Annotated in this window: 16 protein-coding genes and 2 tRNA genes; 15 read left to right on the plus strand and 3 right to left on the minus strand. The window is 72.1% G+C overall.

Annotated features, from left to right (window positions below; genetic code table 11):
• Positions 1 to 101: 101 nt before the first annotated feature.
• The 5 genes from proB to ACFCY7_RS18160 all read left to right on the plus strand — a co-directional run bounded on the left by proB (position 102) and on the right by ACFCY7_RS18160 (position 5,185).
• Positions 102 to 1,205: a glutamate 5-kinase gene (proB, locus tag ACFCY7_RS18140; protein WP_376486085.1), complete on the plus strand. Its 1,104-nt coding sequence runs from the start codon at positions 102 to 104 to the stop codon at positions 1,203 to 1,205.
• Between the two features lie 169 nt (positions 1,206 to 1,374).
• Positions 1,375 to 1,896, plus strand: a complete 522-nt coding sequence (locus ACFCY7_RS18145) for a hypothetical protein (RefSeq protein ID WP_376486059.1) — start codon at positions 1,375 to 1,377, stop codon at positions 1,894 to 1,896.
• A gap of 169 nt (positions 1,897 to 2,065) precedes the next feature.
• The gene (locus ACFCY7_RS18150) at positions 2,066 to 3,349 is read left to right on the plus strand and encodes a glutamate-5-semialdehyde dehydrogenase (RefSeq protein ID WP_376486062.1); all 1,284 of its coding nucleotides are present in this window, start codon (positions 2,066 to 2,068) and stop codon (positions 3,347 to 3,349) included.
• A 76-nt stretch (positions 3,350 to 3,425) separates the two neighbouring features.
• The gene (locus ACFCY7_RS18155) at positions 3,426 to 3,986 is read left to right on the plus strand and encodes a hypothetical protein (protein WP_376486065.1); all 561 of its coding nucleotides are present in this window, start codon (positions 3,426 to 3,428) and stop codon (positions 3,984 to 3,986) included.
• A gap of 110 nt (positions 3,987 to 4,096) precedes the next feature.
• On the plus strand, positions 4,097 to 5,185 hold the full coding sequence (locus ACFCY7_RS18160; protein ID WP_376486067.1) for a hypothetical protein: 1,089 nt from the start codon (positions 4,097 to 4,099) through the stop codon (positions 5,183 to 5,185).
• On the opposite strand, the gene ACFCY7_RS18165 is transcribed toward ACFCY7_RS18160, so the two are convergent.
• Positions 5,170 to 6,294 carry a M48 family metallopeptidase gene (locus ACFCY7_RS18165; RefSeq protein ID WP_376486069.1) on the minus strand — a complete coding sequence of 375 codons (1,125 nt, stop codon included), beginning with the start codon at positions 6,292 to 6,294 and terminating at the stop codon, positions 5,170 to 5,172. The two genes, ACFCY7_RS18160 and ACFCY7_RS18165, sit on opposite strands and share 16 nt — an antisense overlap.
• 128 nt (positions 6,295 to 6,422) lie before the next feature.
• On the opposite strand from ACFCY7_RS18165, the gene ACFCY7_RS18170 reads away from it, so the two are divergent.
• The 7 genes from ACFCY7_RS18170 (at position 6,423) to ACFCY7_RS18200 (ending at position 10,668) form a co-directional block, all read left to right on the plus strand.
• Entirely contained in the window at positions 6,423 to 6,647 is a 225-nt protein-coding gene (locus ACFCY7_RS18170; protein ID WP_376486090.1) for a hypothetical protein, read from the plus strand.
• Between the two features lie 83 nt (positions 6,648 to 6,730).
• Entirely contained in the window at positions 6,731 to 6,895 is a 165-nt protein-coding gene (locus ACFCY7_RS18175) for a hypothetical protein (RefSeq protein WP_376486071.1), read from the plus strand.
• Positions 6,896 to 6,947: 52 nt separating this feature from the next.
• Positions 6,948 to 7,568, plus strand: coding sequence for a nicotinate-nucleotide adenylyltransferase (gene nadD, locus ACFCY7_RS18180; protein ID WP_376486072.1), 621 nt, complete (start codon positions 6,948 to 6,950; stop codon positions 7,566 to 7,568).
• A gap of 19 nt (positions 7,569 to 7,587) precedes the next feature.
• On the plus strand, positions 7,588 to 9,291 hold the full coding sequence (locus ACFCY7_RS18185) for an LCP family protein (RefSeq protein ID WP_376486075.1): 1,704 nt from the start codon (positions 7,588 to 7,590) through the stop codon (positions 9,289 to 9,291).
• A gap of 83 nt (positions 9,292 to 9,374) precedes the next feature.
• Positions 9,375 to 9,842 (plus strand): ribosome silencing factor, encoded by a 468-nt coding sequence (gene rsfS, locus ACFCY7_RS18190; RefSeq protein WP_033201197.1) that lies wholly within the window; start codon positions 9,375 to 9,377, stop codon positions 9,840 to 9,842.
• On the plus strand, positions 9,839 to 10,492 hold the full coding sequence (locus tag ACFCY7_RS18195) for a histidine phosphatase family protein (protein ID WP_376486087.1): 654 nt from the start codon (positions 9,839 to 9,841) through the stop codon (positions 10,490 to 10,492). Before rsfS ends, ACFCY7_RS18195 begins: the two co-directional genes overlap by 4 nt.
• A 103-nt stretch (positions 10,493 to 10,595) precedes the next feature.
• Positions 10,596 to 10,668 (plus strand) — tRNA-Ala (locus ACFCY7_RS18200).
• Between the two features lie 107 nt (positions 10,669 to 10,775).
• On the opposite strand, the gene ACFCY7_RS18205 is transcribed toward ACFCY7_RS18200, so the two are convergent.
• Complete coding sequence (locus tag ACFCY7_RS18205) at positions 10,776 to 11,642, minus strand: helix-turn-helix transcriptional regulator (RefSeq protein WP_376486077.1); 867 nt, start codon at positions 11,640 to 11,642, stop codon at positions 10,776 to 10,778.
• Positions 11,643 to 11,743: 101 nt separating this feature from the next.
• Between ACFCY7_RS18205 and ACFCY7_RS18210 the strand changes: the two genes are divergently transcribed.
• Both ACFCY7_RS18210 and ACFCY7_RS18215 read left to right on the plus strand, forming a co-directional pair.
• Complete coding sequence (locus tag ACFCY7_RS18210) at positions 11,744 to 13,180, plus strand: MFS transporter (protein ID WP_376486078.1); 1,437 nt, start codon at positions 11,744 to 11,746, stop codon at positions 13,178 to 13,180.
• Between the two features lie 137 nt (positions 13,181 to 13,317).
• Complete coding sequence (locus ACFCY7_RS18215; RefSeq protein ID WP_017239283.1) at positions 13,318 to 13,551, plus strand: hypothetical protein; 234 nt, start codon at positions 13,318 to 13,320, stop codon at positions 13,549 to 13,551.
• Here the strand turns inward: ACFCY7_RS18215 and ACFCY7_RS18220 are convergent.
• Entirely contained in the window at positions 13,530 to 14,750 is a 1,221-nt protein-coding gene (locus ACFCY7_RS18220) for a glycosyltransferase 87 family protein (RefSeq protein WP_376486081.1), read from the minus strand. The genes ACFCY7_RS18215 and ACFCY7_RS18220 overlap by 22 nt on opposite strands.
• Positions 14,751 to 14,874: 124 nt before the next feature.
• Here ACFCY7_RS18220 and ACFCY7_RS18225 point away from each other — a divergent pair.
• Positions 14,875 to 14,947: transfer RNA gene (locus tag ACFCY7_RS18225), tRNA-Ala, on the plus strand.
• The last annotated feature ends 36 nt before the right edge of the window (positions 14,948 to 14,983 follow it).

The following is a 14,983-nucleotide window of genomic DNA, read 5'->3' on the forward strand; positions in this document are numbered from 1 at the left end:
AGCGCGCGGCGGTGGACAGCCGGGTGAGGCCGTGAGGCCGAGTGAGGACGACGCAGGTGGCGACGCAGGTGACGGGACAGACGGACGTGACGAGGCAGTACGTGACGGAGGCCCGCAGGATCGTCGTCAAGGTCGGCTCCTCCTCCCTCACCACCGCCTCCGGGGGCCTCGACGCCGACCGCGTCGACGCCCTCGTCGACGTCCTGGCCAAGGTCCGCAGCGGCGGCGAGAAGGAGATCGTCCTCGTCTCCTCCGGCGCCATCGCCGCCGGCCTCGCCCCCCTCGGTCTCACCCGCCGCCCCAAGGACCTCGCCCGCCAGCAGGCCGCGGCCAGCGTCGGCCAGGGCCTCCTCGTCGCCCGCTACACCGCCTCCTTCGCCCGCTACGGCGTCCGCGTCGGCCAGGTCCTCCTCACCACCGACGACACCAGCCGCCGCGCGCACTACCGCAACGCGTACCGGACCCTCGACCAGCTCCTCGCGATGGGCGCGCTGCCCGTCGTCAACGAGAACGACACCGTCGCCACGGACGAGATCCGCTTCGGCGACAACGACCGGCTCGCCGCCCTCGTCGCCCACCTCGTCCGCGCCGACCTGCTCGTCCTCCTCTCCGACGTCGACGGGCTGTACGACGGGGACCCTTCCAAGCCCGGCACGTCGAGGATCGCGCAGGTCACCGGCCCCGAGTCGATCGCCCACGTCGAGATCGGCTCGGCCGGCAAGGCGGGCGTCGGCACCGGCGGCATGGTCACCAAGGTCGAGGCCGCCCGCATCGCCGCCGCCGCCGGCATCCCCGTCGTCCTCACCTCCGCGAGCCGCGCCGCCGACGCCCTCGCCGGCCGCGACACCGGCACGTACTTCCACTCCACCGGCCGCCGCTCCGCCGACCGGCTCCTCTGGCTGGCCCACGCCTCCACCCCGCAGGGCTCCGTGACCCTCGACGACGGAGCCGTGCGCGCCGTGGTCGAGGGAAAGAAGTCCCTGCTGGCGGCCGGTGTCGCGGCCGTCGAAGGCGAATTCGTGGCTGGTGACCCCGTCGAGCTGCGCGACACCGCCGGCCGGGCCGTCGCCCGCGGCCTCGTCAACTTCGACGCCAAGGAACTCCCCCGGATGCTCGGCCGGTCCACCCACGAGCTGGCCGCGGAGCTCGGACCCGAGTACGAACGCGAGGTCGTGCACCGCGACGACCTGGTCGTCATCGGCTGACCGCACCACGCCCGGTTGACCGCCCCCGCCGAAACGGCTGAAAGTCTGGCCATCCGGAAGGGACCTTTACCAAAACCGCCCCATCTGCCGCCTCGGGCTGGTCAACTTTGTCTCGGGGGTAAGACCAAGGCGGGGTACAGCACCACACGCATCACACAGGAGGCCGCCGGTGAGACGAGCGCGCCCAGGGGCACCGCCCCGCGGGACTGCCGAACGCGCCCTGACCAGTGTCGAGGCCGGAGCCGACTTCGACGAGGCACGGGACAGGTCAACCGACAGGAAGACCGAGACCACCACCGAGGCACGTGAGTCACGCGAGGCGCGTGAGGCACGAGCCAAGGAACAGCCCGAGTCCAAGCTCTGGCACATCACCCTCAGCGTCTCCGGTGTGGAGTCGCCGCTGAAGGAGGTCCGGCGCGGGCTCGAACAGCTCGCCCACGACCACCCCTTCCTGCTGACCAGCCGCTACGCCAACGACCACGCCGAGATCCGGTACTGGGAGGAGGCCCGCGACCTCCACGACGCCGCGGCCGTCGCCCTGCGCCTCTGGGGCGAGCACCGGCAGACCGCCAAGCTGCCCCCCTGGGAGATCGTCGGCCTGGAGGTCATCGACCGCGAGACCTACCACCAGCGCATCGCGGAGGGCTACGGCCCGCCGCCGGCCGCCCCGGTCGGCGTCCACCCCTACTGAGCACCGGGGACACGGCACCGAGCACCAGGGACACCGCACCGACCGCCGGGGACACCGCACCGAGCATCGGGGACACGGCCCGGGAACCGGGCCCGTGCCCCTGCCGGGGTACGTCTCGGAGTGCGGGATACGTGAGGGATGTCCGCAGGGGGGCAAGTACCCTGCGGGCATGACCTCGCTCACGCCCCTCGACAACCTCTCCCCGGTCGCCCGGGCCGCCTACCGGGCCCGTGGCGCCGCCGCCGAAATCGCGCCACTCCCGCGTGCGGCCAAGGACGACGCCCTGCTGGCGATCGCGGACGCCCTCGAAGTCCGCACCGCCGAGATCGTCGAGGCCAACGCCGAGGACATCGCCAAGGCCCGCGAAGCCGGGACCAGCGAGGCCGTCATCGACCGGCTCACCCTCACGCCGGAGCGCGTCCGGGCCATCGCCGCCGACGTCCGCGACGTCGCCGCGCTGCCCGACCCCGTCGGCGAGGTCGTCCGCGGCTCGACCCTCCCCAACGGCATCGACCTGCGCCAGGTCCGCGTCCCGCTCGGCGTCGTCGGCATCATCTACGAGGCCCGCCCCAACGTCACCGTCGACGCCGCCGCCCTCTGCCTCAAGTCCGGCAACGCCGTCCTGCTCCGCGGTTCCTCCTCCGCGTACGCCTCCAACGCCGCCCTGGTGACCGTCCTGCGCGACGCCGTCGGCGGCGCCGGACTGCCCGCCGACGCCATCCAGCTCGTCCCCGGCGAGTCCCGCGAGTCGGTCCACGAGCTGATGCGCGCCCGCGGCCTCGTCGACGTGCTCATCCCGCGCGGCGGCGCCTCCCTCATCCGGACCGTCGTCGAGGAGTCCACGGTCCCGGTCATCGAGACCGGCACCGGCAACTGCCACGTCTACGTCGACGCCCAGACCGACCTCGACATGGCCGTCGACATCCTGATCAACTCCAAGGCGTCCCGGGTCAGCGTCTGCAACGCCGCCGAGACCCTCCTCGTCCACCGGGACGTCGCCGAGGCCTTCCTGCCCAAGGCCCTCGCCGCCCTCGCCGAGGCCGGCGTCACCGTCCACGCCGACGAGCGCGTGCTCGCCCTCTCCCAGGGCTCCAAGGCCACCGTCGTACCGGCCACCGCCGAGGACTGGGAGACCGAGTACCTCTCGTACGACATCGCCGCCGCGGTCGTCGACTCCCTCGACAAGGCCGTGGAGCACATCCGGATGTGGTCGTCCGGTCACACCGAGGCGATCGTCACCACCTCGCAGGCCGCGGCCCGCCGCTTCACCCAGCTGGTCGACTCGACCACGGTCGCCGTGAACGCCTCCACCCGGTTCACGGACGGCGGACAGTTCGGCTTCGGCGCCGAGATCGGCATCTCCACCCAGAAGCTGCACGCCCGGGGCCCCATGGGCCTTCCCGAGCTGACCTCGACCAAGTACATCGTCACCGGCGACGGTCACGTGCGGTAACACCTCCTTTCGGTACGGGCGGGGAGGGTTCGCACTCTCCCTGCCCAAAACCACCTCGCGGGTCTACTCTGAATCCGTGCCGGACGACGTGGGGGGCAGGCCGTTCCAGGACGGCGGGGACCCCGAGGACCGTGTCGACCGCGGAGGCGCCGACGAGGTCTACGCCGCCGTGGTGTTCGACGAGGAGTTCGTACGGGCCGCCACCGTCCACGAGCCGACGGCGGTGGAACGGCTCCTCGCCGCTGCCCAGGCCCGTGCGGAGGCCGAGGCCGCCCGCGCCCGCGCCGGGATCGGAGCGGCCGACGACGACCCGTACGAGGACGGCCACGACCCCCTGGGCCTCACCTACGAGCCCGACGACGTCGGCGACGACGCCAGCCCCTACGGGCGCCACGGCGGCGCCCTGCGCCCCTACCGGGGCAGCGCGCGCTGGCACCGCCCGGTGGCCTGGCTCCTCGCCCTCGTCATGGGCATCGGCATGGTCGCCCTGGCCTTCAGCGCCGTCTACCGGGGCGCCGCCGCCAACCGCGACGACCAGGTCCCGCCGCCGGCCACCACCGGCGTCGACACGCCGAAGCCGCTCCCCGCTCCGCCCGCGGCCGTCGCGCCCGCGCTCCGGTCCGCCGTGCCCGAATAGCAGCCGCCGCCCGGTCCCCCCACCGCCCGTACACCCCTACGGCGGAATTCTTCCGAACTTGTCGTGTACCTGGGCGTTTATCGAAGCCCCCGCAGACCTACCCTGAAGGTATGGCAGGGCGTGGCGACCCGCCTGAGGGGACGCCCGAGGGGTTCCCCGGCGGTGGTGAGGACGAGTACCGATCCGTCGTCTTCGACGAGGCGTTCGTCCGTGCTGCCCGCCTCCAGGAGTTCTCGGCCCAGGAACGGATGGGCGAGCACGCCCGCGCCGTCCGCAGCCGCCCCTCCGCCTGGGAGGGCCGCACCGGCTCCCGCCAGGCGGTCATGCTGGTCCTGCTGATCCTCCTCGCCTTCGGCACCGCCATCTACCTGGGCGTCCGCAGCCCGTACCAGCCCCCCGTCGACCAGCGGGCCGAACCGCTGCGGACCACGGTGGTCCCGCTCGCCCCCCAGGGCACCGTGCCCGGCGGCGAGCCCGCGCGGCTCTTCGCACACAGCCCGGCCGCCGAGTACCGCACCGGGGCCGCCGGCATCAACCTGCCCGTCGCCGGGCGCACCTCCCACTTCGCCGAGAGCCAGGTCGTCGCCGCCCTCGGCATCGCCAAGGACTATCTGGTGGCCTCCTCCCTGGAGCCCGACGTCCTGTCCGGGGCGACCGTCAGGCCCGCCCGGCTGCTGCTCGACCCGGACCAGCTGGAGCAGTTCGACCGGAGCGTCGAGTCACCGGCCGACGACGGCCGCCACGCCCTCGCCGGCTGGCTCGTCCGCTTCGACCCCGAGCGGGTCGTCCTCGCCGATCCCGCCGCCCGCGTGCAGGGCACCCTCCGCTTCGAGGAGATCGGCCCCGACACCCTGGACGTCACCGCGGACCACACGTACACCTACGCGCTGCGCCCGGCCGCCCACGGCGCGGGACCGGTCGTCGCGGCGTCCCTCTTCACGGTCCACCGCCAGGTGCACTTCCGCTTCGACCGCGACGACCTGCGCATGCACCGGGCCGAGCTGCTGACCAGCACCGTGGAGGCCGGCCCGCAGGCGTGCGGCACCGACACCACCGGCTCGCTGAAGCCGCTCCTGGCCGGGTCGCGGGTCCCCGACACGGGCGGTGGCCCGGCGGCCACCGACCCGTACGCCACGGGCCGGCCCGCCGCACCCTCGCTGTGCGGAGCCCTCGCGCCGCGCGCTCAGCCCGCGCTCTGACCGTCCGGGGCGCCGCCCGTCCCGTCCTTCCCGGCGTCCGGCTTCTGGGGCCCCTGACCCGACCCGAAGCGGCTGCGCAGCCGGCCGCCCAGGTCGCCCGCCAGGTCGCCGGCGCCGCCCGCCAGGTCGCCGGCGCCGCCGGCTATGTCCCCGACCAGCTTCAGCAGCGGATCCTTGCTGGTCCGCACCGTGTCGGCGTAGTGCCCGGCCGACTCCCGGAAGGAGTCCGTGACCGAGGTGTCCTTGTCCTCCGAGCGCTTCGGGTAGTGCCCGTCCATGATCCGCTGGAAGTCGCGGTTCTCCGACCACTTCTTCAGCTCCGCAGCCCGGACGGTGGTGAAGGGGTGCGAGCGCGGCAGCACGTTGAGGATCTTCAGGACCGAGTCCCGCAGGTCCCCGGACTTCTCGTACTCGTCGGCCTGGGCGAGGAACGCGTCCACGTTCATCTCGTGCAGGTGGTTGCCGCCGGCGATCTTCATCAGGCCGCGCATCGACGCCTGGACGTCCTGCCCGACCAGCAGGCCGGCCCGGTCCGCGGAGAGCTCCGACTTGCGGAACCATTCGCGCAGCGCCGTCACGATGGCCATGATCGCCACGTTCCCCAGCGGGATCCAGGCGACCTTGAGGGCGAGACCCGTGAGGAAGAGCAGGATCGTGCGGTAGACCGCGTGGCCGGAGAGGGCGTGACCCACCTCGTGGCCGACGACCGCCCGCATCTCCTCCTCGTCGAGGAGCTCCACCAGACCGGTGGTGACGACGATGATCGGCTCGTCCAGGCCGATGCACATCGCGTTGGGCTTCGGGTCCTGCGCCACGTACATCGGCGGGACCTTCTCCAGGTCCAGGATGTAGCAGGCGTCCCGCAGCATGTCGTTGAGATGGCTGAACTGCGCGTCGCTCACCCGGACGGAGTCCGAGAGGAAGAGGAGCCGCAGGCTGCGCTCGGGCAGCAGACCGCTGAGCGCCTTGAAGACCGTGTCGAAGCCACTGAGCTTCCGCAGGGCCACCAGGGCCGATCGGTCCGCCGGATGTTCGTAGGCCCGCGAGGAGATGCCCGGGAACCGCTTCCGCTGCCTGCTCGGCACGTTCCCCTGGTCGTTCTCGGTCATGGATGCCCCCTGTTCGTACGAGTCGGTGCTCGTCCCCCTGACTGAACCCAGCGTAGGGGCTGGCGTTACCGTGTGCCGGGGCCTGTGGATAACTCGGGCACCGAGGACGACCTAGGAGCACGACCGACATGCCGGACACCGCAGACGCCGCTGCCGCCCTGCTCGCGGAAGCCGCCGCACAAGGGCCGGGCAACACGCTCCGGATCGTGCTGATCGTCTCGCTCGTGGGCGGCGCCCTGCTCGCCTGGTTCCTGCTGCGCGGGTACCGCGGCGACGACGCGGACGCCACCGACGCGGCCGGCGGACCGGCGGTCCGCACGGACGGCGGCACGGACCGCGACGCCAACGCCTGAGTCGGCGTGAGCGCGTCGGGACGGCCCGCATACGATGTGCGCGAAGTCTCCGCTCCCATCCCCGATCGATAGGTCTGCCGAAGATGAGCCTCCACAGCACCGCCGTCAACCTGGTCACCCTTGCCGAGGGCGCCGAGCACGGCGGCGGCAACCACGACAGCCTCAGCCCCTACCTCACCGGCTTCGGCGCCTTCGGTGCCCTGCTCCTGCTGCTGTGGATCACCACCCGCTTCAACCGCGACCGCTGATCCGGCGACCTCTGATCAGGCGTCCGCTGCCGTGCCAGTAGGCTCTGCACGCATGGGAGAGCAGGAAGTGCCTACTGGCGGGCGTGGCAAGCGCCGAGTCGGCGTGATGGGCGGAACCTTCGACCCGATCCACCACGGACACCTGGTGGCGGCGAGCGAGGTGGCCGCCCTGTTCCACCTGGACGAGGTGGTGTTCGTACCGACCGGGGAGCCGTGGCAGAAGAGCCACAAGGTGGTCTCCGCGGCCGAGGACCGGTATCTGATGACCGTCATCGCCACGGCGTCCAACCCGCAGTTCTCGGTCAGCCGCATCGACATCGACCGCGGCGGCGCGACGTACACCATCGACACCCTGAGGGACCTGCGCTCTCTCAACAGCGACTCGGACCTCTTCTTCATCACCGGGGCCGACGCGCTGTCGCAGATCCTCACCTGGCGCGACGCCGAGGAGCTCTTCTCGCTCGCCCACTTCATCGGCGTCACCCGGCCGGGCCACGACCTCACCGACGACGGACTGCCCAAGGGCGGCGTCTCGCTGGTCGAGGTCCCCGCCCTGGCCATCTCCTCCACCGACTGCCGGGCGAGGGTCGCGCAGGGCGATCCCGTCTGGTACCTGGTTCCGGACGGCGTGGTGCGCTACATCGACAAACGCCAGCTGTACCGCGGCGAGTGAGCTTCGGGGAGGGGCACCGGTGAACGACCAGCAGCATCCGTACGACCCGTACTATCCGCAGCAGCCGCAGATCATCGGCTACGACGAGTACGGGCAGCCGGTGTACCAGCAGCCCGCGCAGCACTACGACCCGTACGCAGGCCAACAGCAGCAGCACCAGCCCCAGCAGAACCAGCAGGCGTACGGCTACGACCCGTACGCCCAGCAGCCGCAGGCGCAGCAACCCCAGGCCCAGCAGCCGCAGTACGACCCCTACGGACAGCAGGGCTACGCCTACCCGCAGGCCTACGACACCGGGCAGCAGTGGGCGGCCCAGGCCGAGCCCGCCCCGGCGCAGGCGGCCCCGGCCGCCCCCGCGCCGCCCGCCCCGCCGGCCGCGCCCGTCGCGGCCCCGGCCGGCGTGCCCGGCCAGCGGCCCGCCCCCGAGCGCCCCGCCCCGTCACGGCAGGCCGACGACGACCGGGAGTACCGCACCGAGCAGTTCTCGTTCATCGAGGAGCCCGACGAGGACTCCGAGGACGTCATCGACTGGCTCAAGTTCACCGAGAGCCGCTCCGAGCGGCGCGAGGAGGCCAGGCGCCGGGGCCGCAACCGGATCACCGCGCTCGTCGTCGTCCTCGTGCTCGCCGCCGTGGGCGGCGTCGGCTACCTCTGGTCCGCCGGCCTGCTCCCCGGGACGTCCGCCCCGGAGCAGAAGGGGAACACCGCGACCGGTCCGCAGAAGCGCGACACGATCGTCCTCCACCTCCACGACCTCAAGAGCGGCAGCACCTCCACCGCCCTCCTGGTGGACAACACGACCACCCGCCAGGGCACCACGATCCTGCTTCCCAACTCCGTCGTCGTCGCCGACGACGAGGGCGCCGCGACCACCCTCGGCAAGTCGGTCGAGGACGACGGCTCCGGCGGCACCCGGGAGGCGATCGACAACCTCCTCGGGACGAAGATCACCGGCACCTGGCGCCTGGACACCCCGTACCTGGAGAACCTCGTCGAGGCCGTCAGCAGCATCGAGACGGACACCGACACGGACGTGCCGGACACGAAGAAGGGTGCCGAGCCGCTCGTCAGGAAGGGCGAGAAGCAGACCCTGAACGGCCGCGCCGCCGTCGCCTACGCCACCTACCGGGCGCCCGGCGAGGCCGAGGCCAAGCAGCTCCAGCGCTTCGGCCAGGTCATGTACGGGGTGCTGCGCAAGATCTCCTCCGACCCCGAGGTCGCCACGGTCACCGTCGAGACCCTCCAGCAGATCCTCGACCCCTCGCTCCCGGAGAAGGACCTCGCCGCCTCCCTCGCCAAGCTCGCCGAGCACGCCAAGATCGGCGACTACAAGACCGCCCTGCTCCCGGTCGGGCAGGACGGCACGCTGACCGAGGGCGCGAGCGACAGTGTGGTGAAGGACATCCTCGGCGGAAAGGTCACCGCTCCCGAGGCGGGCGACGTGCCCCGCGTCTCGGTGCGGGACGGCTCCGGCAAGAAGGCCACCGAGGCCGCCCGGGTCGTCCTGATCAACGGCGGCTACGCCTTCGTGGGCGGCAGCACGGGGGACACCCAGGCGAAGTCGCAGGTCGTCTACGGCGACGACGCGCAGAAGCCGACGGCGGTCGAGGTGGCCAAGACGCTCGGTCTGCCGGTCGGCGCGGTCACCAAGGGCAAGCCGGTGGGAGCGGCCGCGGTCACCGTGATCCTCGGCCAGGACTACAAGGTCCCGGGAGCCTCGTAGCGGCGCTCCGGAAAACGTTGGCGGGGCCGTCGGCGGTCCGTGAGACCCTGGAGGGGTACTGGACCGCCGACGAAAGCCTGCTTGTGACCGCTACGGACCGTTCCATCGAGCTCGTCAACGCCGCCGCCCAGGCGGCCGCCGACCGGCTCGCGCACGACATCATCGCGTACGACGTCAGCGACGTGCTGTCGATCACCGACGCCTTCCTGCTCGCCTCCGCGCCCAACGACCGCCAGGTCAAGTCGATCGTCGACGAGATCGAGGAGCGCCTGAACAAGGACCTCGGCGCCAAGCCGGTCCGCCGTGAGGGCGACCGCGACGCGCGCTGGATCCTGCTGGACTACGTCGACATCGTCGTCCACGTCCAGCACAGCGAGGAGCGCGTCTTCTACGCCCTGGAGCGGCTGTGGAAGGACTGCCCCGAGCTGCCGCTGCCCGAGGACGCGCAGAAGACCCGGGGCAAGGGCGCCGAGCACGCCGCCCTGACCGGTGTCGACCTCTCCGACCACGCCGCCGGCCTGCCCGACGAGGTGGACGGTGAGCTGAGCTGAGCACCACCAAGGGCGGCAGCGGCCGCCGCATCGTGCTCTGGCGCCACGGCCAGACCTCCTGGAACCTGGAGCGCCGCTTCCAGGGCTCGACCGACATCGAGCTGACGGAGGCCGGCGTCGCCCAGGCGCGCCGTGCCGCCCGGCTGCTGGCCGCGCTGAAGCCGGACGCCATCGTGGCCTCCGACCTGAAGCGGGCGGCGGCCACCGCCGCCGAGCTCGCCGCGCTGACCGGCCACACCGTCGTCCACGACTCCGCGCTGCGCGAGACGTACGCGGGGGAGTGGCAGGGGCTGACCCACCACGAGATCGTGGCGCGGTACGGCGAGCAGTACGCCGCCTGGAAGCGCGGCGAGCCCGTGCGCCGGGGCGGCGGCGAGCTGGAGACCGAGGTGGCCGACCGGGCCGCTCCGGTGGTCCTGACGCACGCGGACAAGCTGCCCGAGGACGGCACCCTCGTCGTGGTCAGCCACGGCGGCACGATCCGCACCACCATCGGCCGGCTCCTGGGTCTGGAGGCCCGGCACTGGGAGAGCCTGGGCGGCCTCTCCAACTGCTGCTGGTCCGTCCTCGGCGAGGGCGCGCGCGGGTGGCGCCTGACGGAGCACAACGCCGGCACGCTGCCCGAGCCGGTCCTCGGCGACGACGACTGACGCCGGAGGCCTGCCTGTCGGACCCGGATTTCACTTTCCGGCAGGTCACAGGCTAGAGTTCTTCTTGTTCGCAGCGCAGAGCGCAGAGAACAGAAGAACACAAGGGGCTATAGCTCAGTTGGTAGAGCGCCTGCATGGCATGCAGGAGGTCAGGAGTTCAATTCTCCTTAGCTCCACAATCACCGGATCCCGTCCCCGCAAGGGGGCGGGATTCGTCGTTGTGGCCCATCGTCGTCACGGCTCGCTTGCCGTCATGGCGCCTCGATGCGGCATCCCCTCGCTGTCATGGCCCCTCACGCAGGGACGCGATCCCTAGGCGGCTCTCCTCGTCGTTCGGCGTGTAGGCGACGATCCGGCACTCCGGCATCCCGTTGACGGAGAGGGAGACCGAGGTCAACCGGACCTCGCCCACCCGCTCGTGACGGAAGGTCTTCACCCGGGTCCCCGGCGGCACCACGTCACCGCTCCGCCAGAGCCTGGCGAACTCCGGACTGGCGTCCGCGAGGCGCCGCACGAACTCCTCCCAGGCGGGCTCGCCCACATGGCGTCCGTACGCGCCGCGCAGCTGGGCCACCATCAGCGGCAGCTCCCGCTTCCGGTCGACGACGGGGCATCGGGGTTCGGGCACGCTGAAGAGCGCCCACAGCACGTTGCGTATGCCGAACGGGCCCGTGTCCAGGCCCTGCCCGCCCTGCATCAGGAGCCGTTCGTACATGACGTTGGTCGCGAGCACGTCGTACCGCGCGTTGTAGAGCACGGCGGGGTGCGGGACCAGGGCGTCGAGGATGCCCTGGATCTCCGGGCTGACCACCTCGGAGGCCGCGGGGGGCCGGTCCGGGGCGTAGGGCACCTCGGCGAGGTGGTAGAGGTGCTCGCGCTCGGGCCGGTCGAGCCGCAGCGTGCGGGCGACCGCGTCGAGGACCTGCGCAGAGGCGTTGATGGGCCGGCCCTGTTCCAGCCAGGTGTACCAGGTGACGCCGACCCCCGAGAGGTGCGCGACCTCCTCGCGGCGCAGCCCCGGTGTGCGGCGGCGCAGGCCCGGTGGCATGCCCACGTCCTCGGGTGTCACCCTGGCCCGGCGGCTGCGCAGGAACGCGGCCAGTTCCGGCCGTCGGCGCCGCTGTGTCGGTGCTGCTGCCACAATCGTCACACCCCCATGGTCGAGTCCCCGTGCCGCCGCTGCCAGGTGCTGTCAGTACCAGCATCAGCGGGCTCTCGTTACCCGTATCGGATCGCCGTCACGCTCGTCGCATGACCCCGACCACGACACGTCCCGCACTCAGTAAAGACCGTGGCACCGACAACCGCCCCGGACTGCTGCTCGGCGTGGTGCTCGCCGCCCAGTTCATGGCGCTCCTCGACGTCTTCATCGTCAACGTCGCCGCCCCCACCATCCGTACCGAACTCGCCGCGTCCGGAGCCGCGCTCCAGCTCGTGATCGCCGGATACACCATCGCCTACGCGGTGTTGCTGATCACGGGAGCCCGCCTGGGCGATCTGCTGGGGCACCGGCGCATGTACCTCGGCGGCCTCGCCCTCTTCACCGCCGCCTCCCTCGCCTGCGGACTCGCGGCGGGAACCGGCCAGTTGATCGCCTTCCGGCTCGCGCAGGGCGCGGGATCGGCCCTGATGATCCCGCAGGTCCTGAGCCTCATCCAGCGCAACTTCACCGGCGAGCACCGGGTCCGCGCCCTCAGCGCCTACTCCGCGGTCCTGGCCACCGGCGCCGCCGCCGGCCAGGTCGTCGGCGGCATCCTGGTGAGCGCCGACCTCTTCGGCACCGGCTGGCGGCCGGTCTTCCTCGTCAACGTCCCGATCGGGCTCGTCCTGCTCGTCCTCGGCGCCAGGTTCCTGCCCAGGGACGCCCACTGCGGGCCCACGCGTGCGCGTGGCCTCGACCTGCCGGGCCTGCTCCTGCTCGCGGCCGCCGTGTCCCTCCTGACCGTCCCCCTGGTCCTCGGCCAGGAACAGGACTGGCCGCTGTGGTCCTGGCTCTCCCTCGGCGCCTCCCTGGTCTTCCTGGCGGCCTTCGGCGCGTACGAGTCGGGGCTCGCCCGCCGCGGCGGCGCGCCGCTCATCGCACCGCGGGTCCTGCGCATCCCCGGCATGGGGCGGGCCGTCCTGTGGATCACCGTGGCGATGGGCGTCAACGCGGGATTCCTGTTCACCCTCACCCTGCACCTCCAGGGCGGGCTCGGTCACAGCGCCCTGCGCGCCGGACTCACGTTCGGGCCCGCCGCCGTGGTGTTCGGCGCCGTCGGACTGACCTGGCGGCGCTGGCCGGCCCGGCTGCAGCGCGCGCTGGTCCCGGGCGGGTTCCTGATCGCGGCCGTGGCCGCCCTCGCCGTCGGCGGGCTGCTCGGGGACGGCGACTCGGGCGGCTGGGGCCTCTACCCGGCTCTGGGCGCGCTCGGCGCGGGCATCTCACTGGCCTTCAGCCCGGCGCTGACCGGTGCGCTGGCCACCGTACGGGCCGAGGACGCGGCCGACGCCAGCGGTCTGCTCGCCACCGTCACCCAGCTCGGCCAGCTCATCGGGGTCGCCACCTTCGGCACGCTGTTCCTCGGCCGCCTGGCCGCCCCCGGAGCGCAGAGTTCCGCCGACGCGCTGTGGGTCACCACCCTCGCCCTGGCCGCCGCCTCGGTCGTGGGCGCCGCCTCGGCGGGGCTGCCGCGCCGAGCACGCTGACCCTCTTGCGGGGCCATGGCAGAATCGGACGGCCGGAGGGGGACGAGGCTCCGGACGGGAGGGTGACCCAAGTGCTCGGCGACTACGGCGGGGCGTCCTGTGGGTGCACGGCCTGCGGCCACGGCTGGAGCTGATCGATGGGTGCACACAGGCGGAAGTGCGACTGGTGCGGCAGCGGCACGCCCATCGTGCGAGACATGGATCCCGTCAACACCGGGTTCCAGTACTGGTGCGAGGAGTGCGCGCGGGCGCTGATCATAAAAGGCGACCCGATCGAGACGTACCGCGAGCTGGAGGGCGAGCCGATCTACGGCCGGCTCCTGGACGAGCACTGCACCCTCAAGCGGTTCTACTCCTTCGCCACGGCCTGACGCCGCAGCGTCAGCGCGTACCCCACGAGCAGCGCCGTCGTCGTCAGCGGGTAGATCGCCGAGAGCAGCATCTGCCCCGCGTTCTGGTCCAGTTCGGGACGGCCCGGGTCGTGCGGCACCCACCAGAGCGCGAACGAGGCGAAGGCGAGGGCCACCGCCCCCGTCACCGGCCACGCGCGCGTGGCGCGGTCCGCCAGCAGGATCAGCAGCGGCACGCACCACACCCAGTGGTGGGACCACGAGATCGGGCTGATCATCAGGGCCGTGAACGCGCAGACGACCACGGCCACCGCCTTGTCGCCCCGCACCGCGGCGCGTACCGCGAGGACCATCGCCGCGCCGCCCAGGACGGCCGCGGACACCGCCCACCACATGCCCGGGTCGTCGGTGTGCATCAGCCGCGCCAGGACACCGCGGATGGACTGGTTGCCGGTCTCCTCGGCGAAGCCGACCCGGCCCGTCTCGAACAGCGTCTGGGTCCAGAACCGCTTCGAGTCCGCCGGCAGGACCAGCGCCACGGCCAGCGTGGTCCCCAGGAACACCCCGGTCGCCGTGACCGCCGTGCGCAGCCACTGGTTCCAGGACCGGTCCCGGCGCCACAGCAGCAGGCCCGCGGCGAGCAGCAGGACCACGAAGAGTCCCGGTGTGAGCTTCACCGCGGTCGCCAGGCCGATGCCCAGGCCGGCCCAGCGGCTGCCCTCGCGACGGGTGAGGTCCCAGAGCACCGCCACCGCTATCAGCAGGTTGATCTGGCCGTACCGCAGCGTCGTCCACACCGGCTCGCACCAGACCACGACCGCGGCGACCCACAGCGTCGTGCGCCACAGGTTCGTGCGGGACAGCGACGGGCGGACCAGCTGGAGCGAGAGCTGGACCAGGGCGACGACCAGGAGCAGGTTGCCCGCGGTGCTGAGCGTCCGCATCAGCGGGACGCCCACCAGGGTCAGCGGGACGAACAGCAGGGCCGCGAACGGCGGGTAGGTCATGCCGAGGTTCGCCGAGGTGGCGCGCATCGCGTAGAGGTCGCCGCCGGCCCGGACCGTCTCGCCCTCGGCCCGGTAGACCATCACGTCGAGCATGTTCACGTGGGCGAGGCGTTGCGCCACCCAGAAGGCCGCGAACGAGAGCAGGCAGACCGCCGCGGCGGTGGCCAGGGGCCACGGCCGGGCGCGGGTTTTGGAGAGCACGGAGACGGACACAGTCGGCGACCCTACCCGCCTGGTCAGAGGGGTCCGGGGAATGGATTTGGTGATCTGCCCGGGAGCCGGTTAATGTTCTGTCTGTCGCCGCGAGGGAAACCGAAACGGAGACGGAAAACAGCAAGGGGCTATAGCTCAGTTGGTAGAGCGCCTGCATGGCATGCAGGAGGTCAGGAGTTCAATTCTCCTTAGCTCCACAGAAGAGAAAGCGGGCCACCCGAACAGGGTGGCCC

It is taken from the genome of Streptomyces sp. NPDC056361 (assembly GCF_042262805.1).
Classification (GTDB): Bacteria; Actinomycetota; Actinomycetes; order Streptomycetales; family Streptomycetaceae; genus Streptomyces.